Source organism: Jeotgalibacillus sp. R-1-5s-1 (assembly GCF_004405105.1).
Classification (GTDB): Bacteria; Bacillota; Bacilli; order Bacillales; family Jeotgalibacillaceae; genus Jeotgalibacillus.
On record NZ_SORW01000053.1, the window covers coordinates 289,347 to 314,345 of the forward strand.

Annotated in this window: 25 protein-coding genes and 1 other annotated feature; of the genes, 3 read left to right on the forward strand and 22 right to left on the reverse strand. The window is 43.9% G+C overall.

All coding sequences use genetic code 11. The features are described 5' to 3' along the window. Window positions 1-20 precede the first annotated feature (20 nt). The 12 genes from uvrC to zapA form a co-directional block, all read right to left on the reverse strand. Entirely contained in the window at window positions 21-1,793 is a 1,773-nt protein-coding gene (uvrC, locus tag E2491_RS16900) for an excinuclease ABC subunit UvrC (RefSeq protein WP_134376793.1), read from the reverse strand. A gap of 510 nt (window positions 1,794-2,303) precedes the next feature. Beyond that, complete coding sequence (trxA, locus tag E2491_RS16905) at window positions 2,304-2,618, reverse strand: thioredoxin (protein WP_134376794.1); 315 nt, start codon at window positions 2,616-2,618, stop codon at window positions 2,304-2,306. A gap of 143 nt (window positions 2,619-2,761) precedes the next feature. Then, the gene (locus E2491_RS16910) at window positions 2,762-3,727 is read right to left on the reverse strand and encodes an electron transfer flavoprotein subunit alpha/FixB family protein (protein ID WP_134376795.1); all 966 of its coding nucleotides are present in this window, start codon (window positions 3,725-3,727) and stop codon (window positions 2,762-2,764) included. An 89-nt stretch (window positions 3,728-3,816) separates the two neighbouring features. After that, entirely contained in the window at window positions 3,817-4,590 is a 774-nt protein-coding gene (locus E2491_RS16915) for an electron transfer flavoprotein subunit beta/FixA family protein (RefSeq protein ID WP_134376796.1), read from the reverse strand. Window positions 4,591-4,627: 37 nt separating this feature from the next. Beyond that, window positions 4,628-5,401, reverse strand: a complete 774-nt coding sequence (locus E2491_RS16920; RefSeq protein WP_134376797.1) for an enoyl-CoA hydratase — start codon at window positions 5,399-5,401, stop codon at window positions 4,628-4,630. 14 nt (window positions 5,402-5,415) lie between these two features. Next, window positions 5,416-5,997: a fatty acid metabolism transcriptional regulator FadR gene (locus E2491_RS16925; RefSeq protein WP_134376798.1), complete on the reverse strand. Its 582-nt coding sequence runs from the start codon at window positions 5,995-5,997 to the stop codon at window positions 5,416-5,418. 119 nt (window positions 5,998-6,116) lie between these two features. Continuing rightward, the gene (locus E2491_RS16930) at window positions 6,117-7,814 is read right to left on the reverse strand and encodes a long-chain-fatty-acid--CoA ligase (RefSeq protein ID WP_134376799.1); all 1,698 of its coding nucleotides are present in this window, start codon (window positions 7,812-7,814) and stop codon (window positions 6,117-6,119) included. A gap of 270 nt (window positions 7,815-8,084) precedes the next feature. After that, window positions 8,085-8,492 carry a DUF350 domain-containing protein gene (locus E2491_RS16935; protein ID WP_134376906.1) on the reverse strand — a complete coding sequence of 136 codons (408 nt, stop codon included), beginning with the start codon at window positions 8,490-8,492 and terminating at the stop codon, window positions 8,085-8,087. 130 nt (window positions 8,493-8,622) lie between these two features. Then, complete coding sequence (locus tag E2491_RS16940; RefSeq protein ID WP_134376800.1) at window positions 8,623-10,983, reverse strand: endonuclease MutS2; 2,361 nt, start codon at window positions 10,981-10,983, stop codon at window positions 8,623-8,625. 13 nt (window positions 10,984-10,996) lie between these two features. Continuing rightward, entirely contained in the window at window positions 10,997-12,709 is a 1,713-nt protein-coding gene (polX, locus tag E2491_RS16945) for a DNA polymerase/3'-5' exonuclease PolX (RefSeq protein WP_134376801.1), read from the reverse strand. 105 nt (window positions 12,710-12,814) lie between these two features. Next, on the reverse strand, window positions 12,815-13,363 hold the full coding sequence (locus tag E2491_RS16950; protein ID WP_134376802.1) for a CvpA family protein: 549 nt from the start codon (window positions 13,361-13,363) through the stop codon (window positions 12,815-12,817). Between the two features lie 7 nt (window positions 13,364-13,370). Beyond that, on the reverse strand, window positions 13,371-13,646 hold the full coding sequence (gene zapA, locus E2491_RS16955) for a cell division protein ZapA (protein ID WP_208528090.1): 276 nt from the start codon (window positions 13,644-13,646) through the stop codon (window positions 13,371-13,373). A 256-nt stretch (window positions 13,647-13,902) separates the two neighbouring features. On the opposite strand from zapA, the gene rnhC reads away from it, so the two are divergent. Next, the gene (gene rnhC, locus E2491_RS16960; protein ID WP_134376803.1) at window positions 13,903-14,820 is read left to right on the forward strand and encodes a ribonuclease HIII; all 918 of its coding nucleotides are present in this window, start codon (window positions 13,903-13,905) and stop codon (window positions 14,818-14,820) included. Between the two features lie 49 nt (window positions 14,821-14,869). Here the strand turns inward: rnhC and pheT are convergent, their stop codons facing one another. The 3 genes from pheT to E2491_RS16975 form a co-directional block, all read right to left on the reverse strand. Further along, a complete protein-coding gene (gene pheT, locus E2491_RS16965) occupies window positions 14,870-17,284 on the reverse strand; it encodes a phenylalanine--tRNA ligase subunit beta (RefSeq protein ID WP_134376804.1) in 2,415 nt (804 codons plus the stop codon). A gap of 12 nt (window positions 17,285-17,296) precedes the next feature. Then, window positions 17,297-18,340, reverse strand: a complete 1,044-nt coding sequence (gene pheS / locus E2491_RS16970; protein WP_134376805.1) for a phenylalanine--tRNA ligase subunit alpha — start codon at window positions 18,338-18,340, stop codon at window positions 17,297-17,299. A 77-nt stretch (window positions 18,341-18,417) separates the two neighbouring features. Beyond that, window positions 18,418-18,663 (reverse strand) — a binding site (T-box leader). A gap of 54 nt (window positions 18,664-18,717) precedes the next feature. After that, a complete protein-coding gene (locus E2491_RS16975; RefSeq protein ID WP_134376806.1) occupies window positions 18,718-19,464 on the reverse strand; it encodes a TrmH family RNA methyltransferase in 747 nt (248 codons plus the stop codon). A 110-nt stretch (window positions 19,465-19,574) separates the two neighbouring features. Between E2491_RS16975 and sspI the strand changes: the two genes are divergently transcribed. Beyond that, the gene (gene sspI / locus E2491_RS16980) at window positions 19,575-19,784 is read left to right on the forward strand and encodes a small acid-soluble spore protein SspI (protein ID WP_134376807.1); all 210 of its coding nucleotides are present in this window, start codon (window positions 19,575-19,577) and stop codon (window positions 19,782-19,784) included. Here the strand turns inward: sspI and E2491_RS16985 are convergent. The 3 genes from E2491_RS16985 to E2491_RS16995 form a co-directional block, all read right to left on the reverse strand. Next, on the reverse strand, window positions 19,781-20,236 hold the full coding sequence (locus E2491_RS16985) for a small multi-drug export protein (RefSeq protein ID WP_166805924.1): 456 nt from the start codon (window positions 20,234-20,236) through the stop codon (window positions 19,781-19,783). The two genes, sspI and E2491_RS16985, sit on opposite strands and share 4 nt — an antisense overlap. Window positions 20,237-20,894: 658 nt before the next feature. Beyond that, the gene (locus tag E2491_RS16990) at window positions 20,895-21,980 is read right to left on the reverse strand and encodes a M42 family metallopeptidase (protein ID WP_134376808.1); all 1,086 of its coding nucleotides are present in this window, start codon (window positions 21,978-21,980) and stop codon (window positions 20,895-20,897) included. 68 nt (window positions 21,981-22,048) lie between these two features. Then, window positions 22,049-22,537 carry a dUTP diphosphatase gene (locus tag E2491_RS16995; RefSeq protein ID WP_244093983.1) on the reverse strand — a complete coding sequence of 163 codons (489 nt, stop codon included), beginning with the start codon at window positions 22,535-22,537 and terminating at the stop codon, window positions 22,049-22,051. A gap of 113 nt (window positions 22,538-22,650) precedes the next feature. Here E2491_RS16995 and E2491_RS17000 point away from each other — a divergent pair, with 113 nt between their 5' ends. Next, window positions 22,651-23,046, forward strand: a complete 396-nt coding sequence (locus tag E2491_RS17000; RefSeq protein ID WP_208528091.1) for a sigma-w pathway protein ysdB — start codon at window positions 22,651-22,653, stop codon at window positions 23,044-23,046. Window positions 23,047-23,448: 402 nt separating this feature from the next. Here E2491_RS17000 and E2491_RS17005 read toward each other — a convergent pair whose 3' ends face one another. The 4 genes from E2491_RS17005 to infC all read right to left on the reverse strand — a co-directional run bounded on the left by E2491_RS17005 (window position 23,449) and on the right by infC (window position 24,951). Further along, window positions 23,449-23,718, reverse strand: a complete 270-nt coding sequence (locus E2491_RS17005; RefSeq protein WP_134376809.1) for a DUF1294 domain-containing protein — start codon at window positions 23,716-23,718, stop codon at window positions 23,449-23,451. Between the two features lie 120 nt (window positions 23,719-23,838). After that, window positions 23,839-24,198, reverse strand: coding sequence for a 50S ribosomal protein L20 (gene rplT / locus E2491_RS17010; protein ID WP_134376810.1), 360 nt, complete (start codon window positions 24,196-24,198; stop codon window positions 23,839-23,841). Between the two features lie 41 nt (window positions 24,199-24,239). Beyond that, window positions 24,240-24,428, reverse strand: coding sequence for a 50S ribosomal protein L35 (gene rpmI / locus E2491_RS17015; RefSeq protein ID WP_134376811.1), 189 nt, complete (start codon window positions 24,426-24,428; stop codon window positions 24,240-24,242). A 22-nt stretch (window positions 24,429-24,450) separates the two neighbouring features. Then, window positions 24,451-24,951, reverse strand: a complete 501-nt coding sequence (infC, locus tag E2491_RS17020) for a translation initiation factor IF-3 (RefSeq protein ID WP_134376812.1) — start codon at window positions 24,949-24,951, stop codon at window positions 24,451-24,453. Between the last annotated feature and the right edge of the window lie 48 nt (window positions 24,952-24,999).

A 24,999-nucleotide genomic window follows, 5' to 3' on the forward strand; every position in this document is an offset into this window, starting at 1 on the left:
GCTTTTTTTAGACAGCAACACTATTCCTTTAATTTCTCCACAATTTTCTCTGCTGTCGCAGCAGGAATTCCCGCCTTAACAATCTCCTCAAGCGGCGCTTCCCGCAGTTTTTTCACAGAGCCAAAATAACGCAATATCTGCTTTTTTCTCTGAGGCCCCACACCGGGAATTTCATCGAGCACAGACTGGATAGAGTTCTTTCCACGTACCTGCCTGTGAAACGTGATCGCAAACCGGTGAACTTCATCCTGTATTCTCTGCAACAGATAAAATTCCTGACTGCGCCTGTTTAATGGAATGATCTCAAGTGGATTTCCATACAACAGCTGCGACGTATTATGGCGGTCGTCCTTGGCGAGACCGGCAACCGGAACCTCAATCCCAAGTTCATCCTCCACGATCTCCCGTGCTGCTTCAATCTGGCCCTTCCCTCCATCGATCAGAATCAAATCGGGTAACGGAAGATGATCTTTTAAGACACGTGTATATCGCCTGCGGATGACTTCACGCATGGATTCATAATCGTCAGGACCCTGAACCGTTTTGATTTTATATTTCCTGTATTCTTTCCGGTCCGGCTTCCCGTCCTGAAAAACAACCATTGCGGAAACGGCATCCGCTCCCTGAATGTTTGAGTTGTCAAATGCCTCAATTCTGAGAGGAGGATAAATATTCATCGCCTCTCCAAGACTTTCAACCGCACGGATCGTCCGGTCTTCATCACGTTCAATTAAGGCGAATTTTTCATGCAGCGCAATCCTGGCATTTTTTGAAGCCAGATTTACAAGATCTTTTTTCTGGCCTCTGACCGGCTGCTTTACTGTTACCTCCAGCAATTCCTCTGCCATATCCCGATTTATCGTTTGAGGAACAAGCACTTCCTTTGGCTTAAAATGATTCGCTTTCATATAAAACTGGCCCAGAAAGGTGAGAAATTCCTCTTCTGCTTCATCGTAAATCGGGAAAAGTGACACGTCGCGTTCAATCAGTTTCCCCTGACGAATGAAGAAAACCTGCACACACATCCAGCCTTTATCAACCGAATAGCCGAAAATATCACGATTAGTGAAATCATTCATCGTCATTTTCTGCTTTTCCATTGTCGCTTCAATGTGAATAATCTGATCCCTGAATTCCTTTGCACGCTCGAACTCAAGGTTCTCAGCAGCCTTTTCCATTTTCACCTTCAGCTCTTTTTTCACTTCCTTAAACCCACCGTTAAGGAAACGGGCAATATCCTCCGTCATTTGACGGTATGTGCTCTCCTCCACTTTGAACTCACACGGCGCAAGACATTGACCCATATGATAATAAAGACAAACTTTATCCGGAAGTGTGGAGCACTTTCTCAGCGGATACATGCGATCAAGGAGTTTTTTTGTTTCATTCGCTGCCTGTGCATTTGGGTAGGGACCAAAATATTTCCCTTTATCTCTTTTAACTTTTCTTGTAATCAGAAGACGCGGGTGCCGCTCAGCAGTCACCTTGATAAATGGATACGTTTTATCATCCTTCAGCATGACGTTGTATTTCGGATCATGCTTTTTAATCAGATTCAATTCAAGAATGAGTGCCTCTATATTGGATGAAGTAACGATATATTCAAAGTCCTCGATTTCTGATACAAGCCGCTGGGTTTTCCCGTCATGCGAACCTGTAAAATAGGACCTGACCCGATTTTTCAGCACTTTGGCTTTACCAACATAAATGATGGTTCCCTGACGGTCTTTCATTAAATAACAGCCCGGCTGGTCAGGAAGGACGGCCAGTTTATTTTTGAGTAAATCGTTCATGTCGATGGCCTCCTGGTAAATGTTTTCGAAGTATTTTTTCTTGTTTACTGCGAGTCTTGGATGACCGGCTTATTCTACCATTTTACTTTAGTGTGTTATGTTTAATCAAAAATTAAAGTTGTTTTTTGTGAGGGGATGATGTGGACAATAAAGGAATTTATCTTTATAGCAAACCGGGCAGGGGAGCATCCTCCGCTTTCCGTGGCCGCGCGGTGAGCCAGCTAGTGCTTCGCACTATGCTGTCTCACCTGTCGCTCCTCCGCCACAGGAGTCTGCGGATGCTCCCCTGCCCTATGTGGTTCGACTCTATCAATAGCTATATTTAAAAATAAGAAACCGAAAAAAATAATTCATTGCAATGATAAACTGCGCTGGAGGCATCCTTAATTTATGTACAATCGAAAATCCTTTCAACACCAATTGTTAGTAAAGAGTATGTAATTAAACAATTTTCTATATCAACAAACATAATTGAAAAAACCGGGCACTGGGCCCGGTTTTTGGTTTGTTTTATGCGTGTTTGTTTAGAAGCTCTTCTAGTGCTTCTTTCGGCTGGAAGCCTACTACTTTGTCCACAATTTCTCCGTCTTTGAATACGACTAGAGTCGGGATGCTCATTACGCCGAATTTGCTTGCTGTTTCCTGATTTTCGTCCACATCAAGCTTTACGATTTTCACTTTATCGCCCATGTCAGCATCAAGTTCTTCAAGAACGGGTGCAATCATTTTACAAGGTCCGCACCATGTTGCCCAGAAATCAGCAAGTACTAGACCGTCTTTTGTTTCTTCAGTAAATGTTTGATCAGTTGCGTGTGCAATTGCCATTCGTAATTCCTCCTTATTGGTTCCGAATCTAAAATGAGTATAGCAGGCAGAAAAAGGTTTCGCCACCTTTATGCTTAACATCATGGACTCAAAATAAAAGGGCAGGACGCTCTGTTGAGAGTTAGCCCCACCCATTTATTTAATTATGAAACTTTTACTTTTTTAAATTCTTCAATTAGTAATGGTACGACTTCAAACAGGTCTCCAACGATTCCGTAATCGGCCACCTTAAAGATGTTCGCTTCCGGATCCTTATTGATCGCCACGATGACTTTTGAGTTTGACATACCGGCCATATGCTGAATGGCACCTGAAATTCCGCATGCAATATACAGATCCGGTGTAACCACTTTACCTGTCTGGCCGATTTGCAGTGAGTAGTCACAGTAATCAGCGTCACATGCTCCACGTGAAGCACCTACTGCACCGCCAAGAAGATCAGCGAGTTCTTTTAGCGGCTCGAATCCTTCTTCACTCTTTACTCCGCGTCCGCCTGCTACGATAACTTTCGCTTCTGACAGGTCAACACCATCCGTTGCTTTACGAACAACGTCTTTAATGATTGTGCGAAGGTCCTTAATGTCAACACTTACAGATGATACTTCACCTGAACGGCCTTCTTCTTTTTCAAGAGGTGCAATGTTGTTTGGTCTGATTGTAATAAATGTCAGTCCATCTTTAATGACTTTCTTTTCGAATGCCTTACCACTGTAAATCGGACGGATGAATACCGGCCCGTCTTCAATTGATGTTACGTCTGAAACAAGTCCGCTGTTCAGTCTGCCGGCAATCTTAGGTGAAAGATCTTTTCCGAGTGCTGTGTGACCAAACACAAGTCCTTCCGGAGACTCCTGCTCAATGACTGCAAGCAATGCCTGTGCGTAACCGTCAGAAGAATACTGCTCAAGCTTTGCATCTTCAACTGTTACAACTTTATCCGCTCCATATGCGAAAAGCTCATCTGCAAGTCCTGATACCTGGCTGCCAATCAGGACACTGACAACTTCGCCGCCATCTGAGATTTTTTTTCCGGCTGCGATTGCTTCAAACGATACATTTCTTAATGCACCTTCTCTGGATTCTGCTAAAACCACTACTTTTTTGCTCATATGATAAAACCTCCTGGTTATTGTCATGTTTATTACTAACTTTGACTCTGACATTCCGAGTCTATCAGCCCATTTTTTTGATTATTTGATCAGATTACTTTCGCTTCTTTTCTCAGAAGATCAACAAGTTCTCTTACCTGAGCGTCAACGTCTCCTTCGAGAATACGTCCTGCTTCTTTCGCTGGTGGAAGGTAAATTTCAACTGTTTCCGTTTTCGGTTCAACGTCTTCTTCCTCAAGATCAAGGTCATCAAGCTCAAGCTCATCAAGCGGCTTTTTCTTTGCTTTCATGATACCCGGAAGTGATGGATAACGAGGATCGTTCAGACCCTGCTGTGCTGTTACGAGTAATGGAAGAGAGGTTTCAATCGTTTCTGAATCTCCTTCTACATCACGTACGATCGTGACTGTATCTCCCTCGATTTTGATGCTTGTGATGGTCGTCACGTAAGGAATATTCAACTGCTCAGCCACACGTGGTCCAACCTGACCTGAACCGCCGTCAATTGCCACGTTTCCTCCGATGATCAGATCTGCTTCTTTATCTTTTAGATATTCAGCAAGAATTTTTGCTGTTGTAAACTGATCTGTTTCATCAAGATCGTCTTCAACATTAACCAGTACTGCCTTATCTGCACCCATTGCCAGTGCTGTGCGGAGCTGCTTTTCTGTTTCTTCATTTCCAACGGATACAACCGTTACTTCTCCGCCGTGCTCATCGCGAAGCTGGATTGCTTCTTCAATTGCATATTCATCGTAAGGATTGATGATGAATTCTGCTCCGTCTTCTGCAATTTTTCCACCCTGAACTGAGATTTTTTCCTCTGTATCAAACGTTCTTTTCATCAGTACGTAAATATTCATGTTATTCCCTCCGATTTTTCATCAAAATTTATTTATATTAATTTCCTTTAAAAACAGGTTTTCTTTTTTCAATGAATGCGCCAATGCCTTCTTTTGCGTCTTCTGATACGAATACTTCTCCAAAAAGTTCAGCTTCTTTATCAACACCGGCCTGAAATTCACCGCGTTTTGAATATTGAAGAAGCTCGATCGCCGCTTTCACTGAAACAGGACTCTTTTGGGCCAGCTTTAATGCAAGCGCTTTCGATTTTTCGAATACTTCTTCTTCCGGGAACGCCTGATTGGCCAGACCCCAACGCACAGCTTCTTCACCTGATATCGGATCGCTCGATAAAAGCATTTCTGCTGCTTTAGCAAAACCGACATATCTCGGCAGTCTTTGAGAGCCTGCAAACCCCGGAATTAAACCGAGTTGCAGTTCAGGCAGACCAAGCTTCGCCGTGTCGCTTACGTAGCGGATATGACAGCCCATTGCGAGCTCAAGTCCACCGCCTAATGCGGCACCATGGATAGAGGCAATAATTGGTTTTGAGAACGCTTCCATTCTTTCGAATACGCGTTGACCCCTTTGTGCCAGTTTAGTAAACTCTGCCCCGGAAGGAACCTCAGTGAATTCCTTAATGTCAGCGCCTGCAGAAAAAAATCTGCCTTCACCGTGGATGAGAAGGACTCTTACATCCTGATCATGTTCCACTGCATCAAGCCACGAATCAATCTCTTCAATCAGCGCACCCGACAAAGCGTTTGCCGGGGGACGGCTGATCGTCGCTGTTGAAATAAATTCATTGTTCTCCCATCGTAAAAATCCCATGTTCTTATCCCCCTTTATTTGCGCAATCCTTTAACAAGAAGGGTATGTACACCCGGAGCCAGGTCGGTGATTGAATATTTCTGATCGTTAATCACCCACGACGTGGCGACCTCATCAATCGTACCAAAGACCATTTGTCTTGCCAATCTGATATCAAGGTCCTCAGACAGCACCCCGTTATCCACGCCGTTTTGAAGCACCTCATCAACGAGTACGAGATACTCCTTCAGCACTTTATTAATCCGGAGTCTGATATCTTTGTTGGACTGCCTCAGTTCAAGCTGTGTTACAATAGCAAGGTGATGATCCTCTGCAAGCATATTAAAATGGCTGTCTACCAGTATTTTCAGCTGATCAATGGCATCGGTTTTATCCGACATTCTCTTCCTGATTGACTGGACAAACTGACCCATTTTTTCTTCAAATAAAGAAATCAGTATATCTTCTTTATTTTTGAAATACAGATAAATCGTACCGTCCGCAACACCTGCCTGCTTGGCAATTTTTGAAACCTGAGCATGATGGTAGCCGTTTTCGGCAATGACCACAACGGCTGCATCAATAATCATTTTATATTTTGGTTTATCTTTCTTCATCAGGCCATCACCTTTCAGACAAAATAAAAGACGAAAATATGAATGATGATTCATTCATATTTTCATCTTACTAAGAAATGCGATTTGCGTCAAGCAAAATCGCATGTAAAATCAGGCCATTACGACGTGAATTTTTGCTGCTCCTGCTTCTCTTTTTCCTCTTCAACAAGCTTTCTTCTTAAAATCTTACCTACCGCTGTTTTAGGAAGCTCATCACGGAATTCATAAATTCTCGGAACCTTGTAAGCTGCCAGATTCTTGCGGGCAAATTCATCGAGCTCTTCCTGGGTTGCCTGCGCTCCCTGTTTTAAAACAACAAACAACTTCACCGTTTCTCCGCGATATGCATCAGGTACCCCAACAGCTACCACTTCCTGTACTGCAGGATGCTCGTACATCACTTCTTCGATTTCACGTGGATAAATATTGAATCCACCGGCGATAATCATATCCTTTTTACGATCAACTACATAAAACATACCCTGTTCATCCATATAACCTAGGTCTCCAGTGTAAAGCCAGCCGTCACGCAGAATTGCCGCAGTTTCTTCCGGCTGATTCCAGTATCCCTTCATGACCTGTGGACCCTTCACGATAATTTCACCGACTTCTCCCGGGGGAAGCTCCTGTCCCGTTTCCATCGATACAATCTTCGAATCTGTATCCGGCCATGGAACACCGACACTTCCTTTGATCCGCTTTTGATCCCAGATAAAATTGGCATGTGTAACAGGTGAGGATTCAGTTAAACCGTAACCTTCCACCAGCTTTCCGCCTGTCAGCTTTTCGAATTTTTCCTGTACTTCAACCGGCAGAGGAGCTGAACCGCTTATGCATGATTCAACAGACGTTAAATCGTATTTCTTAAGATCAGGGTGATTTAAAATGCCGATGTAAATGGTAGGTGCACCCGGAAAAATCGTCGGCTTTTGCTTATGAATCGTCTTCAATGCTGTTTCAACATCGAATTTCGGAAGAAGGATCATTTTGTATCCCTGCATAATGGAAAGAATCATGACCGTTGTCATACCATACACATGGAAAAACGGCAGGATGCCCATGATGCTTTCTTCGCCCTTTTTATTTTTGTACAGCCAGGCATCACACATAGACGCATTTGCAATCAGATTCTTATGAGTGAGCATTACGCCCTTAGGAAAGCCGGTTGTTCCACCTGTATACTGCAGAATTGCTACATCCTCTTCAAAATTCAGCGATGGCACTTCCGGATCCGGGGTAGCCGTTTTAAGAATTTCTGTTAACAGATGATTGCTTCCTGCATGCTCCACCTTTACCGTAATACCATATTGCTTTTTTTGAATGAAAGGATAAATCAGGTTTTTGGGAAACGGCAGAAAATCCTTAATCCCTGTAATGATCATATGCTCAAGGTCAGTATCGTTAAAAACCTTGGACACGCGCGGGAATAAAATATCCAGCGTAACAATGGCTTTTGCTCCAGAATCCTTCATTTGATACTCAATTTCACGTTCCGTATAAAGCGGGTTTGTTTGTACAACAACTCCCCCGGCATACAGAATACCATAGTAGGCAATGACAGACGCCGGCGTATTTGGCAGCATAATCGCTACCCTGTCTCCCTTTTTAATACCGATATCCTGAAGATACTTTGCCATTTTTAAGGATGACTCATGCATTTCCTTAAAAGTGAATTCCTTCCCCATGAAATGAACAGCTTTTTTGTCGGGGTACGTGACCGCTGCCTCTGTCAAATATGCATGGACAGGTTTTGGATCATACTGCAGTGTTGTGGGAATCGTGTCTGGATATAAGTTCAGCCATGGCTGTGCAGACATTGAACAACCTCCTTAAGATAATTTTTAGAAAATTCCCATTTCTGATTTCATTATAACCAATAGAGAAAGCGGTTACAATTTTTTCTATGAAAAAAGACACAGAAAAAGTTTTGGATTGAAGGAAAAGCGCTCTGAATGGTGCACTTTTCCTCAACTAAAGCTTTTCCCGTGTCATTTTTACATTGTGACCCAGTATACAATACCGATGACAATAAAAACTGCGCAGCAGCCGATTAATATTTTTGAAAGTGTTTCCATTACTGTTCTCCTTTACATGATACTCGCGCCGACTACAAAAGATAACCCAACCGAGATAATCATTGAAATAAACCCGACAGCTTTATTGCCGTTACCAATTTCTGTGTCCACGTTAAATCTTGGTGTCAGAAACTCAAACATAAAGTAAGCGATGAGTAGCAATACATAACCGAAAACGCCCCAGCCAATCATGGCCAAAAGGGTATCATGCTGATCAATTGAGCTCGTAAAAATGTTTGCTATTCCGAATATCTTTCCGCCAGTCGCCATGGCAACAGCCATATTCCCTTTTTTAATTTCTTCCCAGTTATTATATTTAGTGACCAGCTCAAAAACAGCCAGAAATAAAATCATACATAAAACGACGACACTGTAATAACCGGCTGATTCCACGAGTGGATGACTCCAAAAGGCTTCCATCATTATTCACCTGCTGTTTCATTTATTTAAGAGATGCGAATGTCCAGGGCATCTCACAGATTCGCAAAACCGATTTGAAAACCCAGGAGGTGACAGGTCCATCCCCTCCCGATTGTTCGTCGCTGAAAAGCTATTTGAACTCTACAATCGTTACGCCACTGCCGCCTTCTCCATCTTCACCAAGACGAACTCTTTTGACAGAACGGTGATTTTTAAGTTTTTCCTGAACACCTGAACGCAATGCGCCGGTTCCTTTGCCATGAATGATGGATACTCTCGGATAACCTGCCAAAAGCGCATCATCTATATATTTATCCACGCGGATCAGGGCGTTTTCAAAACGTTCTCCTCTCAGATCCAGTTCCAGGCTGACGTGAAAATCTTTCCCTTTCACTGTAGCGAGTGGCTTCGGTTCCTGTTTTTTCTCACCCTTAATAAATTCAAGATCTTTTTCTTCCACTTTCATTTTAAGAATACCCATCTGGACAGCCCATTCTTTATCAGCTGTTTTATCAAGCAGAATCCCTTTTTGACCGAAGCTTAATACATTTACTTCATCGCCGGGCTGAAGTTTTCGTTTAGTTTGTTCAGGCTGTTTTTTCTTCCCTGACTTTTTCAGCTCAGGCGCAGCACCTTCGAGCCGTTTGCGCGCTTCAATGAGCTCGTGCTCTTTAATGTCCGCGTGCTTTTCGAAGCGCAATTGTCTTAGTTCAGACATAATTTTTTCTGCTTCTGCCTTCGACTGTTCAACAATCTCATTGGCTTTTATGCGGGCCTTTTCGTAGAGATCTTCTTTTCGCTGATAATAATCAGCCATTTGCTTTTGAAGATCACGATGGATATTTTCAGCGTCCTTCAGCAGCTCCTGCGCTTCACTGTAATCCGTCTCTGCGCTTTTACGACTTGCTTCAAGAGAGGCTATCATCGTTTCAACAGCCCTGGAGTCTGTACCGATGAATGTTTTTGCGTGATTGATCACATGGTCGCTAAGTCCAAGCCGTTTTGAAATGTCAAATGCATTACTTCGCCCTGGCACTCCGATTAAAAGACGGTAAGTCGGGCTCAGCGTATCAACATCAAATTCAACACTGGCATTCACAACACCTTCGCGGTTATAACCGTAAGCTTTAAGTTCCGGATAATGGGTCGTTGCCACAACGCGTGCGCCCATTCCATGAACTTCATCGAGAATGGAAATAGCAAGTGCCGCTCCCTCCTGAGGATCTGTCCCGGCGCCAAGCTCATCAAACAGGACAAGGCTCCCTTCATCTGCCTGTTTTAATATATCCACAATATTCACCATGTGCGAAGAAAACGTACTTAAACTCTGCTCAATCGACTGTTCATCTCCAATATCAGCATAGACAGACTCAAATACGGCAATTTTTGATCCGTCCAAAACCGGTAAAGGAAGTCCTGCCTGTGCCATCAGCGTACATAAGCCAATCGTCTTCAGCGTGACTGTTTTCCCCCCTGTATTCGGTCCGGTGATTACAATCGCGGAAAAATCTTCTCCGAGGTATATATCGTTGGCCACTGCCTCATCCATAGGTAGCAGCGGATGACGCGCTTTATTCAGATTGATGATACCTTCACCGTTTACTTCAGGCTTTGTGGCTTTAATACTTCGGCCATATTTCGCTTTTGCAAACATAAAGTCAAGTTCACCAAGAATGTCAACTGTTAAAAGGAGGCTGTCTGCTTCCTCTTGAACGTCCTGGGTCAGCGCGAGCAGGATTTTTTCGATTTCTTCCTGTTCCTTTAACCGCTGTTCACGGAGCTGATTGTTAAATTGTACGATGGATTCGGGTTCAATAAATAAAGTCTGCCCCGATGAAGACTGATCGTGGACAATCCCGCCATAATGACTGCGATACTCCTGCTTAACAGGTATAACGTAACGGTCATTTCTGATAGTGATGACCGCATCAGACAGCATGGTCGCCGCATTTTTTGAACGAATCGCACTTTCAAGCTTTTCACGTACCCGGCTTTCACTTGTACGGATTTTCTGTCTGATGGAACGGAGCTCATGGCTTGCCGAATCCAGCACTTCGCCATTTTCATCAATCGATTCAAAAATTTTATGTTCAAGCGGAGTCAGAACAACGAGACTCTCTTTTTTTTCGAGAATAATCGGAATATGGATTTCTCTTTCTTCCATCATATGATCAACAAAGTTTCGGATATTTTTACCGGCCCGGATCGTACTTGCAACCTGTACGAGTTCAGCAGCACTTAACATCCCACCAATCTGAGCGCGTTTAATGTGCGGTCTGATATCAAAAATTCCGCCAAGCGGCATGCCGCCTTTGACCCGCAGAATGGTAGCTGCCTCGTCCGTTTCATCCTGCCAGCGCAGCACATCCTCCAGATTTGAAGATGGCGCAAGCTTTTCAATACGGTATGCACCAAGTGAAGAAGCGGCGAATTCAAGCACCTGTTGTCTGATTTTAATAAATTCAAGCGTTTTTAAAGTCTTTTCATTCAATTGCTTTCTCTCCTTATTGATGGCGTTTCAGAAAACGGGAAAGCTCATCAAACGTTTTTGCATTCATAACGGACTCTTTTTTCAGCCAGCCTTTTCGACCTGTTTTAACACCAAGCTCCATAAATTCCAGATGAATCGTATCATGGGCATCCGTATTAATGAATACAGGTACGTTGTGCTTTTGAGCGAGCGCTACGTATTCACTGTTTAAATCAAACCTGTGTGGATTCGCATTCAATTCAAGGCCTGTATTTGTTTCTGCCGCTCTTTTCACGAGCCAGTCCATATTGACACGATACCCTTTTCTTTCTCCGACAATACGGCCGGTCGGATGCGCAATAAAATCAACATGTGGGTTCACAAGAGCTGTTTCAAGTCTCTCCCTGATCTGTTCCTCTGACTGTGTAAAAGAGGAATGGATAGAGGCAATGACAATGTCGAGCTCTTTAAGAAGCTCATCCTCATAATCAAGCGACCCATCCGGAAGGATATCCATTTCAATTCCTGCAAGAATCTCGATATCATCATACTTTTCATTTAATGCTCTTATCTCACTGATCTGATTTCTTAAGCGTTCAGCTGACAGCCCATTGGCAACACGCAAGTAATGGGAGTGATCTGTGATAGCCATGTAATCGTACCCTTTTTGGCGGCATGCTTCAATCATTTCCTCCAAAGAATAAGCACCGTCACTCCAGGTCGTATGCATGTGAAGATCACCTCTGATGTCATCAAGGGTGATCAGAGCTTCAGCTTCTTCATGCCGGGATGTTTCCGTGCCATCTTCCCTCAGTTCAGGCGAAAGAAATGTCATGCCAAAGTGGGCAAAAAAGGCTTCTTCGCTTTCGAACGTTTTCACTTCTCCTGTCTCAAGGTTTTCAACGCCATATTCACTGATCCGCTCACCGCGTTCTTTCGCTATCTGGCGCATTTTTACATTATGATCCTTTGAGCCCGTAAAATGATGGAGCGTTGTAGCAAATGCCTGATCCTCTACAAGCCGGATATCGACCGACAGCTCATACTCACGTTCCAGAACGACAGAAACTTTTGTGTTTCCTGCTGACAGTACTTCCTTTAAACCTGGTATGGTTAAAATCTGATCTTTAACCTTCTCCGGCTGATCTGTAGAGGCAATATAATCAAGGTCTTTTACGGTCTCACTGTTTCGTCTTAAACTGCCGGCACGTGAAAAGCGGCTGATCTCATCAATCCCTGCAAGAAATCCATCCAACTCTTCAGCTATTGGCAATACTGCTGAAATCGGCAGTCTCTCCGGGCGGCTGCCGGCATTCAAAAGCGCTGCCAGTATTTTTTCCTCTGTTTTTGCCCCGAAGCCGGATAGCTGCTGAACCTTGCCTTCCTCACAGACACGCTTCAAATCTTCGGCGGATTCCACACCGAGCTCCTGATAGAGGCGGGCAATCTTTTTTCCGCCAAGCCCCTGAAGTTTTAATAGTGGAATTAACCCTTCCGGCACTTCTTCCTTAAGCGAATCAAGGACAGATGATTGACCGGTTTCCATGTATTCTTCAATGACAGCAGCCGTGCCTTTACCGACTCCTTTCAAGGCTTTAACATCTTCAATCTGTGAGAGGCTTCTCTGATCTGTCTCCAGTGCCTGGGCTGCTTTTCTGAACGCGCTGATTTTAAACGGATTCTCCCCTTTCAGCTCCATATATACCGCAATTTTCTCAAGCAGTCTGATGATTTCTTTTTTGTTCATGGGACAGGTTCCTTTCCTTATAAAATACTTTTATAGTCAATTTACCTTATCTTCTCTTAAAAAAGCCCGGAATCCTTGTTATGGAATTCCGGGCTTTTGAAAATGTTACGATGAAGGCTCCTGTGCATTCAGCCACCAATCTTTTACCTGTTCTGAAAATACCGGCGTCTGCTGCAAAATAAATTCTGCAATTCCTGAACCGGCTAAAGTATCCTGAATTGAATTCATCGGAACCATGGCCGCAATATAAATGAGGACAAATAAGATCACATACATTTCAACAAACCCTAAAATCCCACCGCCAAATATATTAAGCGGGCGTAACATAGGGAATTGAGCCACGGAATCAAACATCGATCCAATCAGCTGCATCACAATTTTCGCACCGAAAAAGATGATGGCAAAAGCAATGATCCGGTAGTAGGCCTCTTCAAAGTTAACCGTGTCTGCAATAAAGGCCAGCTGTGACCCGGCGTCAAAAGCAGGATAAGGTATCCACAACGTCAGCTTCGGTGCCAGAACACTGTAGTATTTGTAAGCCAGAAAAAAGGCAATAAAAAAGCCGACCAGATGAATAAGTTGTAAGATAAAGCCCCGGCGTAATCCGATGATAAAGCCGGTCACAAGAAAGACTAACAGCAGCAAATCCAGCATCAAGCATTCAATCCCTTAGTTTTTTTAATTCGTTCTCTAATTCTTCGATTTCTTCTTTTAACTTTAAAAAATCATGGACAGCATTCACAGCCGTTAAAACGGCCAGTTTTGATGTATCAAGTGAAGGGTTGATCGAGCTGATCTCCCTCATTTTATCATCAACCATTGAGGCAACAAGTCTGATGTGAGACGTGGACTCACTGCCGACGATGGAGTATGATTGTCCATAGATGTCAACGTTTATTCGATTTTTACCGTTATTCGACAACGCAGCTGCCCCCATTCTCAAGAATCCTAATCACTATCATAACATGTTCATTTTGCAGATCAAAATAAAAGTTGATATTATTTACTTTTTATTGGATTTTCAATTCACAAACTGACAAATTCAGCACTGGACTGCATGATACTTTTAAAATAAAGGCTTATCATCCTATGAATCTATCCAATCCGGTTTTTGACAGTGACGATCTAAAGTCCATTGATATCATGGTTTATCTGAATCAACATTGTACAAATAGACAATAAGGAGTTTCCAAATGCCAAACACTGTTTTAACTGTTTCACAAAGCGATCTGCAGAAGATGCAGGACTATTATAAAAGAAGTTTAAAATCAAATCCACCTCAAGGTGCCGTTTTTGCAGCAAAAACACCTACCTATTCAGTAACCGCCTATAAATCCGGAAAAGTATTGTTTCAGGGCAAGGACGGGGAGACTGAAGCAGCAAAGTGGGGAACTGCCGATGCCAAACGGACTGTCAAAGCGGCGGCCTCATCGGCTGATCTGCCTCAGAACATTGCAACGATGTCACTGATTGGAACGGATGAAGTTGGAACAGGTGACTATTTCGGACCAATCACTGTTGTGGCAGCTTATGTAAAAAAAGAGCAGATTCCTCTTTTGAAGGAACTTGGAGTAAAGGATTCCAAGCACTTAACGGATGAAACGATTGTCAAAATCGCCAAGGATCTGATCCGCACCATTCCCTACAGTCTCCTGACGCTCCCGAATGAGAAATATAACGAAAAGCAGGCACAGGGCTGGAGTCAGGGGAAGATTAAAGCCGTACTACATAACCAGGCCATTCTTCATTTACTGAAGAAAATGAATCAGGAAAAGCCTGAAGGTGTATTAATTGATCAGTTTGCAGAAAAGCAGGTGTATTACCGCCATATTCAAAATGAAAAAACAATCTATCGTCAGAATGTGTATTTCAGTACGAAAGCAGAAGGGATTCATTTAGCAGTGGCTTCAGCTTCCATCATCGCCCGCTATGCCTTCATTAAAGCAATGGACCAGCTCAGCGAAAAAGCAGGATTTACGATTCCTAAAGGTGCCGGCGCAAAGGTTGACCAGGCTGCCGCAAAGTTGATCAGAAAGTTTGGCGAAGAAGAGCTGTACACATTTGCGAAGGTTCATTTTGCGAATACCCAGAAGGCGAAAAAGCTGATATAACATAAAACGGGCCCGCACTCATCTGAGTACGGGCTCTGTTTTCGTTTAATTATGAACGCAGTTCTGCTCCTGCCTTTTCTTTTACCGCTTCGAGAACACGGTTGTGAACGTTTCCGACTTCTTCATCTGTCAGTGTACGTTCAGGATCCATATACAGAAGTGAGAAAGCAAGTGACTTCTTGCCCTCTTCCATACGATCCCCTTCATAAAGGTCAAACAGCTGAACGGATTTCAGCAGTTTACCACCCGCTTCTTTAATGATGGTCTCAAGCGTGCCTGCGTTTACTGTGCGATCCGTTACAAGTGCAATATCACGTGTAATAGATGGATAACGCGGAATGGCACTGTATTTAAGAGGTTCCGCATCGTGTGCATACACAGATTCAAGCTTCACTTCAAATACGTACGTTTCCTTTAAATCAAGCTCTTTTTCTTTCACCGGATGAACCTGACCAACGATACCGATCTGCTCTTCTTTAAAGTAAATCGCTGCAGTCCGTCCAGGATGAAGCTGATCCATTTTGGCTGTTTCATAACGAATCTCTTCCTTAATCCCAAGACGGTCCCAGATCGCATCAAGGATTCCTTTTACTACATAGAAGTCAACAGGCTTCTTCTCACCCTGCCACGGATGCAGCTGCCACAGGCCTGTCAGTGCTCCGGCAAGATGCTCCTCTTCTTTTGGAAGCTCCTGATCAGCTGTTTTCAAGAACACTGAGCCAATTTCATAAAAGGCTGAAGAGTCTTTTTGTCTTGCGCGATTATAGGAGACACTCTCAAGCAGCTGTGGAATGATGCTCAGTCGCAACTGGCTGCGCTCCTCACTCATAGGCATTAACAGCTTCACTGTCTCAGTCGTATCAAGCGCAAACTCAGTCGCTTTCTGTTCGTTTGTCAAAGAATACGTCACAGCCTGTGTAAGGCCTGCTCCTTCAGCTGTCTGGCGAATTAAGCGGCGCTTTTGCTGTCTCGCAGAAAGTCCGCCCGGATTTGTCGCGTGAACCGGAAGTGTCATTGGAATAAGATCATATCCATACAGTCTCGCTACTTCCTCAATCAGATCTTCTTCAATTTCCAGATCTCCACGTCGAGTTGGTGCTGAAACATGGATCACGCCATCTGATTCTTCTGCCGTAATCTGCAGGCGGCGGAACAGATCAAGAACTTCATTTTCCGAAAGGTCCGTTCCTGTTACGCGATTGATTTTCTCAAGAGAAACAGAGATTCTCTTCTCTTCCTTTGAAAGCTCATCAAAGGCAACGGTTCCTTCTGAAACGTCCCCTTCTGCGTACTGAGCCATCAGCTGGGCAGCACGTTCTGCAGCAAGGGCAACACGTTTCGGATCCACACCTTTTTCAAAGCGGGAGCTTGCTTCACTGCGCAGTCCAAGATCCTTTGAAGTCTGGCGGACCGATGACGGAGCAAAATAGGCTGATTCAATGACAACATTCACAGTTTCAGACGTTACTTCACTGTCATAGCCGCCCATCACACCGGCAATCGCGATTGGCTCTTTGCCGTTTGTAATAACGAGGTGATGAGACTGAAGTGTGCGCTCCGCTTCATCAAGTGTTTTAATTTTTTCGCCTTCATTTGCGAGGCGGACCAGGATTTCACCTGTGCCAACCTGATCAAGGTCGAATGCATGTAAAGGCTGACCATATTCAATCAAAATATAGTTGGTAATGTCCACAATATTGTTATGAGGACGAATACCAGCTGCAACTAATCGATTCTGCATCCATTGTGGTGATGGCTTTACCTTTACGTTTTTTACGACCTTCGCCAGGTAAACAGGATTTTCTTTTTTCGCCTCAACCGTCAGCTTAACGTCATCAGCTGCCTGTTTTGAAACCGTGTCATAACTCAAATCAGGAAGCTTTACCAGACGATCTAAAATCGCACCGACCTCATACGCTACCCCGATCATGCTCATCGCATCCGCACGGTTCGGTGTCAAACCAAGTTCAAGGATAGAATCATCAAGCATCAGCGCTTCAATCGCATCCGCTCCAACTTCAGCATCCTGAGGGAAGTTGAAAATTCCTTCTGAATACTCCTTTGTCACAAGCTTTCCTTCAACACCGAGTTCCTGCAGGGAACAAATCATTCCGTGAGAAGCTTCACCGCGAAGCTTCGCTTTTTTAATCTTAAAATTATCCGGCAGAACAGCTCCAACCTTAGCTGCAGCAACCTTCTGACCTGCGCCAACGTTCGCTGCGCCACAGATAATCTGTACAGGCTCTTCTTCACCAACGTCCACCTGGCAAATATTCAGTTTATCTGCCTCAGGATGTTTTTCACATGACAGCACGTGTCCAACGACAACACCGCTGATTCCTTCACCTGGAACCTCGACTCCTTCCACTTCGATGCCGGAGCGGGTGATTTTATCTGCGAGCTCCTCAGGTGTAATGCCCGATAGATCTACATATTCTTCTAACCATTTATATGATACAAACATCTGGAGCCCTCCTTATCGAATTTCTTTTCGTCCGAATTGATCTAAAAAGCGGTAATCGTTTGTGTAGAAATGACGGATATCGTCAATGCCATACTTCAGCATCGCGATTCGTTCCGGTCCCATTCCGAATGCAAAACCGGTATATTTTTCAGGATCAAATCCTGCCATACGCAGTACGTTAGGGTGAACCATACCGGCACCCAGAATTTCAATCCAGCCTGTTCCTTTACATACGCTGCAGCCTTTACCGCCACAGATTTTACATGAAATATCCATTTCAACAGAAGGCTCTGTAAATGGGAAAAAGCTTGGGCGCAGACGGATTTCACGGTCTTCACCAAACATCTTTTTGGCAAATACGTTCAGCGTTCCTTTCAGATCACTCATACGGATATTCTCATCCACTACGAGGCCTTCGATTTGCATGAACTGGTGTGAGTGCGTCGCATCATCATTATCACGGCGGTACACTTTACCCGGGCAGATGATTTTTACAGGACCTTTACCTGCATGACGCTCCATCGTTCTTGCCTGAACAGGGGATGTATGCGTGCGAAGCAGAATGTCCTCAGTAATATAAAATGAATCCTGCATATCACGAGCCGGATGGCCTTTCGGCAGGTTCAGTGCTTCAAAGTTATAATAGTCCTTTTCCACTTCAGGTCCTTCTTCAATGGTATAACCCATTGAAATAAAAAGGTCTTCGATCTCACTGATCACTGTCGTGAGCGGATGAGCATGACCTGCTGGCACAGGGCGGCCTGGAAGGGTAACATCAATCGCTTCCTCTGCAAGACGTTTTTCCACTGCCTGTCTTTCAAGCTCCTCCTGCTTAACTTCAATGGCTTTTGCAATCTCGTCGCGCACTTCATTCGCCAATGCACCCATTTTCGGGCGTTCTTCTGCAGATAACTTACCCATTCCTTTTAATACTTCCGTAATGGGACCTTTTTTTCCGAGATACGCTACACGTACATCGTTGATTGCTTTCAGATCCTGCGCTTCTTCAACCTGCGCCAGCGCCTGCTGGCTTAATTCTTTTAAGCGTTCTTCCATTGTCTTTCCTCCTTTTGATGGCTCTGTCAACAACTGATAACAAAGCTTTCCATACAAAAAAGCACTTCTCCCCTAAAACTAGGGACGAAGTGCTTTGATTCCGTGGTACCACCCTGATTGATCAGGCTTATCTATAAGACTGATCCTCTCAATTGACTGATAACGGCGTTTAGCCGGTGCATCTTTACGCTCAAACCAAGCGGTCCCGATGCCGACTCGGGAGGTGAACTTCATCATCGTTCGTGCAGGCAGATTTTCAGTCTATGATCCGCCTTCCCTTTTTGCAGTCACACATGATTACTTTTCTCCGTCAAAGTCTTTATGATTTATCCTCAACAAGTATATACTAATTCGCCCATTATTAAAAGAGGGAATCTCTATCCCTTTAAATGATAAAGTAGAATACCTGCAGCAATCGCCACATTTAATGATTCACTTTTTCCATAGATCGGAATATACAGGTTCTGATCGGTCTGCTCAAGCAGTTCCTGCTTCATTCCCGCTCCCTCATTACCCATGATGAGGGCAAATTCTTTTTGGCTGTCCACTTCTCTATACGGAAGTGCCTCTTGCAGTGACGTACCGAAAACAGAAATACCGTTGTTTTTACAATACGCAAGAACAGATGGAATGTCCTCTTTAACAATCGGAAGGTGGAAATGACTTCCCTGGGCAGCACGCAGGATTTTAGCATTATAAGGATCCGCCGTCCCTTTTCCTAAAATGACAGCATCTATTCCCGCCGCGTCCGCTGTCCGGATCATCGTCCCGATATTTCCGGGATCCTGAACGGAATCAAGGATTAGCAGCTGCTTCCCTGTCAGCGTTGCCACATTCAGAGCGGGCTGTCTGCAAATAGCAAATACACCTTGTGAATGCTCTGTTTCGGCGAGGGCTGCACTGATTTCCTCTGTCACGATCGAAACCGGGAGCTCATCTGCTTTTTCAGGTATCTCCACACCTTCACGAACAATCACTTCGGAAACTGCACCCGCAAGTATTGCTTCTTCAATCAAATGATATCCTTCAACAAGAAATAAACCGGATTTATCCCGTCCCTTTTTCGTCAAAAGCTTTTTCCACTCTTTTACCTTCCCATTTTGCATGGACTGAATCACACTCATACCATTCTCTCCTCTGATTATCCGATTTCCTCATTATAGCGGAGTTTTTCCGCATAAACAAAACAATTCCAGGGAAAAATAGTTCAGATCATATGAGAGGAGGAATCAAAATGAATTTAAACATCCGCGAAACCGTTATTCACAATGTAAAGGATAATTCAACCGCCCAGCTTGAGGACACGATTTCCGATTCCATCGAGCGCAAAAAGGAAGAATTACTCCCAGGGCTCGGCGTCCTGTTTGAAATTATCTGGAAAGAAAGTTCAGGAGAAGACCAGCAGAAAATGCTTGAGCTTCTGGAAAACGGCTTAAAACATTAAGATTCACGAATCAGGAAATCAACGCCTGCAATCGCAGCATACCCGAAGATCAGCGTCCATAAGGCAATACTGACGATTTGCCAGAATAACACTCTTGCTTTATCCGCACCAAGTGACATGCTGATAAACGCGGCAATATGAGTACCAATCAGAATAGGCCCAAGAAGGGACAGCCCCGGCAGCCCGTATTTATTCCAAATATTACGCGCTCTCGTCTGCCTCTTCCCTTCTTTCTTTTCACTTTTATTTCTCTTCTCCATATACTCCCTTACCCTCTGGAATAAAACAATTAATAAAAAGACCGTTAACAAATTCCCTGTAAACCCGGTTACCATCACCCAGAATGGCGACAATCCTCTCACGATCCCCAAAGGAACCACCAATGCAATTTCCAGCCACGGCGTAGCGGCAGCCAAAAATATCAGCGCATATTCAACCAATTCCACACCCATACACTCCCTCATCACTCAAACTTCGTATAAACTACATTACGAACCAACAGCAAAATAGTTTCACAACCTCTATAAAATCCACATTAATGGTCCGGAGCGAAAGTCAGCGACTCCTGCAGCGGAGAGCCATGTTTTCCCTTGTCTTTTCCTTCACCACTACAATTATGGTGAATTCCACACACTCTCTAAAACCCACATCAGTGGTCCTTCGCTGCAGACGGCGACTCCTGCGGCATAGAAGCGACAGGTGAGACAGCGTAATGCGAAGCAAAAGCTTGGCTCACCGCGCGGCTACCGAAAAGCGGAGGCGACTCGTCCAGCCCCGACAAGCATAAGGCTAAGATGAAAAGAGGGCTGACCTTTGCCCTCTTTCATCTTTGACTTATGACCTCGAGGGGCTAGTCGCCGCAGCTAGACATTAGGAAAAGCGGAGGCGGGCGTTTTGGGACGTACAAACTGGACCGGCCCCGACGGAGATAAAGGAAACACAGCGAACGAAGTGAGCTGATGTTGACTTATCGGACGAGGGGACGGGAAGTTTGCTAGTCCCTGTCCGTCGCAGCTAGACAATAAAGCGCCGTCTGGAGCGCAGGGGCACGCTTGCCAATAATAAAAGGCTGCCAAGTGGCACATTTACCACCCGACAACCTCTCTTCACTTAATCAAACGTAATCTTATTCACAGCATCGCGATCCAGCTTCTTAATCACTTCCACAATCAGCTTCACCGCATTCTCATAATCATCCTTATGAATCATCGCAGCATGCGAATGAATATAACGCGAAGCAACCGTAATCGCAATCGACGGTGCACCTGTCGCAGAAAGATGAATCGATCCAGCGTCCGTTCCTCCGCCTGCAATCGCATCAAACTGATACGGAATACCATGCTCATCAGCAATATCCGTAATAAAATCTCTCAGCCCCTTATGACCAACCATCGATGCATCATAAAGGATAATCTGCGGACCGTCACCCATTTTAGAGCTGGCTTCTTTAGACGAAATACCAGGCGTATCTCCGGCAATACCTACGTCAACCGCAATACCGATATCCGGCTTCACTGTTGCTGCCGCCGTACGTGCACCACGCAGGCCCACTTCCTCCTGAACCGTACCTACTCCGAACACTTCATTCGGATGCTGCTGGTCCTTCAATGCTCTCATCACATCAATTGCAATCGCACAGCCAATACGGTTATCCCAGGCTTTCGCAAGAAGCATCTTGTCATTGTTCATGACAGTAAATTCGAAATAAGGAACGGCCATATCACCAGGTGTGACACCCCACTCCATTGCCTCTTCACGGGAAGAAGCACCGATATCAATAAACATGTCTTTAATATCAACCGGTTTTTTACGCGCTTCCGGAGGGAGGATATGAGGTGGTTTAGAACCAATGACCCCGGTAATATCCCCTTTTTTCGTTACGATCGTTACGCGCTGAGCGAGCATAACCTGTGACCACCAGCCACCTACGGTTTGAAAGCGCAAAAATCCTTTATCATCAATCTGCGTGATCATAAATCCGACTTCATCCAGGTGACCGGCAACCATCACACGCGGTCCATTTGCCTCACCTGTTTTTTTGGCGATCAGACTGCCGATTCCGTCCGTTGTCACTTCATCGGCAAATGGTGCTATGTATTTTTTCATAACCTCTCTCGGTTCACGTTCGTTACCCGGAATACCTTTAGCATCCGTTAAGTCTTTAAGCATCGTCAGCTGTTCATTGTATTCAGCCATTTCTTCGCCTCCCTAATTTTTCAATCAGTCAAAATTATACCATTTCGTCAGATTATTCACAAAGCTGATTAATAGCCATCCTGCTGACGCTTAATATTGATTTCATTTTTGTCAGTATATGCACTCATGACATCATCAACTGAAAAGCCGAGTACGGTCCCGATTTTCAAATACCGATCCCACATTCCGTCGTAATTAAATTGGCTTTGATAGCTTCTGAATTGAGTAACTGAATGATAAAAGTCAAGGAACAAATCACTCAAATCACTGCCTGAATGCACTTCTGCCTGCTCTGTATATCTTAATTCCAGATCGAGCCCGATAGACAAAAGAAAATGGATCCCGTCCACATATTCCTCAAGAATTGCTGATCTCTCAGAAGGGCCTTTTTTACTCCAGAATTTAAAACATCTCGTTTCATTAGCCAGTTCTCCTGCTTCAACGAGCAGCGCCAGTATTTTTTTATCCGTTACTTCCTGATTTTCAATGTTATTTTCACGCTCAATAAAGCGGTCAAGTTCATGTTGCATATCATACAATTTAGTCCAGTTCATCATTTTCCCTCTCCTTCTCTGTTCAGTGTATCAAAAACACAAAAAAAGAAAAGAAAATTGGAACCTTTCTATCCCCCGGTACGTATAGAAGACAAGGATTGTTGGGGGGCGTTAAAATGATTGTTTTAGTACTGAGACTGATTATACTTGCAGTTGTTCTTTATCTTATTTATAAAGGATTTAAATATTTGTTTGATCCGAAAAGGAAATTGGAGCTTGCCCACGAAAAAGCAGAATATTATTTTCATGATGATTCAAATAACCCACGTAAAAACTTCTTTATTACTTATAAAGGTTTGATGTTTCAGGGCGAAAAATATCTGGGCGAAACAGAGCGTTCTTTTGATGTTGTTTCGATTTTCATCTGGCCGCATGACCCCTCCAGGCTGCAGGGGTTTACAATTGAGGATTTCCGCTTTCTTGAAACGGAGGTTCGCAGCAATTATCCCCATGCCAGGATTGATTGGAAAAGTCCAATCAGGGAGCTGCTTGAAAAGGATCACATGGATTAAAAAACGGGACGTATTCCCCTTTCTCTTTCCTTTGTCCAGCTGCGGCGACTAGCCTCTCGAGGTCATAAGTCAAAGCTGAACGAAGGCAAAGGTCAGCCCTCTTTTCATCTTCGCCTTATTCTTGTCCCGGCTTGATTTGTTGATAGCACTTAAAATCATGTCGATAGATCTTTGATTACTGCTGATCGCACTTTTAAATCCATTGATAGCATCTGACAATCTGTCAATAGATCATTCAGCATTCGGTTCTCCAAAAGCGAACCTGAGGTTTATGTAATAAAGATCCATCTCAGTCTGTTATTTATAAGAGACTACACATCTATATAATCACATTCTGCAATTTCATTACACAAAATAAAAGATAGGAATTTGACTTGATACATCGTCAAATTCCTATCTTTTTTACTGCCAATAGTAAGTATAAATCACAAGTCCTCCATATACGATCACAAGAAATGGAAGTCCCATGGAAAAGGTGCGGTGTTTGGTTTTATGACGGAATTGCTGCATACCAAGCCAGCTGCCGAGTGCTCCTCCTGCGAATGCAACAAGCCACAATGTTTTTTCTGAAATACGGTACTCATTTTTCTGAGCCTTCTTTTTATCGATCCCCATGGTGGCAAAGCCCACAATATTCATTAAAATTAAGTATCCAAAGAATAGCTGGTTCATTTATTTTCCCTTTCTTTATATATAATCAATGCGCCTTAACCTCTCTTAGTATAAAACAGATCACCAGGCATTTAAAATAAAAAAGGACTGCTCCATCAATCGGAACAGTCCCTGACATTATTACTTGTTAAGTTCAGCTTTTGCAGCGTCTGCCAGCTGTGTGAATGCTTTTTCGTCAGCTACAGCAAGCTCAGCAAGCATTTTACGGTTTACTTCGATACCTGCAAGCTTAAGTCCGTGCATTAAACGGCTGTAAGAAAGTCCGTTTGTACGAGCTGCTGCGTTGATACGAGTAATCCAAAGCTTACGGAAATCACGCTTTTTCTGGCGACGGTCACGGAAAGCATAGTTTCCTGACTTCATTACCTGCTGGTTAGCTACTTTGTATAGCGTATGTTTTGAACCATAATATCCTTTAGCGAGTTTAAGAACTCTTTTTCTACGTTTACGAGAAACGATTCCACCTTTAACACGTGGCATAGTGATTACCTCCTAATAAATCTTTGTTCTGTATTTTAAAATTAGATCATGTTTTTGATGCGCTTGTAATCGCCTGAAGACACAAGAGAACCTTTGCGAAGCTTACGCTTAGCTTTTGTAGACTTGTTAGCGAAAAGGTGACTAGTGTATGCACGTGAACGCTTAAGCTTTCCAGATCCAGTCTTTTTGAAACGCTTAGCTGATCCACGGTGAGTTTTCATTTTTGGCATGAGTAGTATCCTCCTTAAATCATTACTTTTCGTTCGTTGGTGCAAGCATTAAGAACATGCTGCGGCCGTCCATTTTAGGCTTCGTCTCGATTGTTGAAACGTCTTTACATTCCTCAGCGAAACGCTCTAAAACCCGTTGTCCGATTTCCTTGTGCGTGATCGCACGTCCGCGGAAACGGATGGACGCTTTTACTTTATCCCCTTTTTCAAGGAACTTGCGTGCATTACGAAGCTTCGTGTTAAAATCATGCTCTTCAATCGTAGGACTTAGACGAACTTCCTTCAGATTGATCACTTTTTGATTTTTACGTGCTTCTTTGTCTTTCTTCTGCTGCTCGAACTTGAATTTACCGTAATCCATGATACGTGCAACAGGCGGCTTCGCATTTGGTGCAACAAGAACCAGATCAAGGTTTACACGCGCTGCAATATCAAGGGCTTCGTTCTTGGATTTGATACCAAGCTGTTCGCCGTTTTGATCGATTAAGCGTACTTCGCGTGAACGGATTCCTTCGTTAACCATTACGTCTTTGCTAATAGTAATCCACCTCCGGATTGATTTGAGAATACT

Bases quoted from the DNA above. Each gene is read 5' to 3' on its own strand.
- uvrC (WP_134376793.1), bottom strand. From the start codon at position 1,793: ATGAACGATTTACTCAAAAATAAACTGGCCGTCCTTCCTGACCAGCCG.
- trxA (WP_134376794.1), bottom strand. From the start codon at position 2,618: ATGGCAATTGCACACGCAACTGATCAAACATTTACTGAAGAAACAAAA.
- E2491_RS16910 (WP_134376795.1), bottom strand. From the start codon at position 3,727: ATGAGCAAAAAAGTAGTGGTTTTAGCAGAATCCAGAGAAGGTGCATTA.
- E2491_RS16915 (WP_134376796.1), bottom strand. From the start codon at position 4,590: ATGAATATTTACGTACTGATGAAAAGAACGTTTGATACAGAGGAAAAA.
- E2491_RS16920 (WP_134376797.1), bottom strand. From the start codon at position 5,401: ATGGGATTTTTACGATGGGAGAACAATGAATTTATTTCAACAGCGACG.
- E2491_RS16925 (WP_134376798.1), bottom strand. From the start codon at position 5,997: ATGAAGAAAGATAAACCAAAATATAAAATGATTATTGATGCAGCCGTT.
- E2491_RS16930 (WP_134376799.1), bottom strand. From the start codon at position 7,814: ATGTCTGCACAGCCATGGCTGAACTTATATCCAGACACGATTCCCACA.
- E2491_RS16935 (WP_134376906.1), bottom strand. From the start codon at position 8,492: ATGGAAGCCTTTTGGAGTCATCCACTCGTGGAATCAGCCGGTTATTAC.
- polX (WP_134376801.1), bottom strand. From the start codon at position 12,709: ATGAACAAAAAAGAAATCATCAGACTGCTTGAGAAAATTGCGGTATAT.
- E2491_RS16950 (WP_134376802.1), bottom strand. From the start codon at position 13,363: ATGCTGGATTTGCTGCTGTTAGTCTTTCTTGTGACCGGCTTTATCATC.
- zapA (WP_208528090.1), bottom strand. From the start codon at position 13,646: ATGGGGGCAGCTGCGTTGTCGAATAACGGTAAAAATCGAATAAACGTT.
- rnhC (WP_134376803.1), top strand. From the start codon at position 13,903: ATGCCAAACACTGTTTTAACTGTTTCACAAAGCGATCTGCAGAAGATG.
- pheT (WP_134376804.1), bottom strand. From the start codon at position 17,284: ATGTTTGTATCATATAAATGGTTAGAAGAATATGTAGATCTATCGGGC.
- pheS (WP_134376805.1), bottom strand. From the start codon at position 18,340: ATGGAAGAACGCTTAAAAGAATTAAGCCAGCAGGCGCTGGCGCAGGTT.
- E2491_RS16975 (WP_134376806.1), bottom strand. From the start codon at position 19,464: ATGAGTGTGATTCAGTCCATGCAAAATGGGAAGGTAAAAGAGTGGAAA.
- sspI (WP_134376807.1), top strand. From the start codon at position 19,575: ATGAATTTAAACATCCGCGAAACCGTTATTCACAATGTAAAGGATAAT.
- E2491_RS16985 (WP_166805924.1), bottom strand. From the start codon at position 20,236: ATGGGTGTGGAATTGGTTGAATATGCGCTGATATTTTTGGCTGCCGCT.
- E2491_RS16990 (WP_134376808.1), bottom strand. From the start codon at position 21,980: ATGGCTGAATACAATGAACAGCTGACGATGCTTAAAGACTTAACGGAT.
- E2491_RS16995 (WP_244093983.1), bottom strand. From the start codon at position 22,537: ATGATGAACTGGACTAAATTGTATGATATGCAACATGAACTTGACCGC.
- E2491_RS17000 (WP_208528091.1), top strand. From the start codon at position 22,651: ATGATTGTTTTAGTACTGAGACTGATTATACTTGCAGTTGTTCTTTAT.
- E2491_RS17005 (WP_134376809.1), bottom strand. From the start codon at position 23,718: ATGAACCAGCTATTCTTTGGATACTTAATTTTAATGAATATTGTGGGC.
- rplT (WP_134376810.1), bottom strand. From the start codon at position 24,198: ATGCCACGTGTTAAAGGTGGAATCGTTTCTCGTAAACGTAGAAAAAGA.
- rpmI (WP_134376811.1), bottom strand. From the start codon at position 24,428: ATGCCAAAAATGAAAACTCACCGTGGATCAGCTAAGCGTTTCAAAAAG.
- infC (WP_134376812.1), bottom strand. From the start codon at position 24,951: ATGGTTAACGAAGGAATCCGTTCACGCGAAGTACGCTTAATCGATCAA.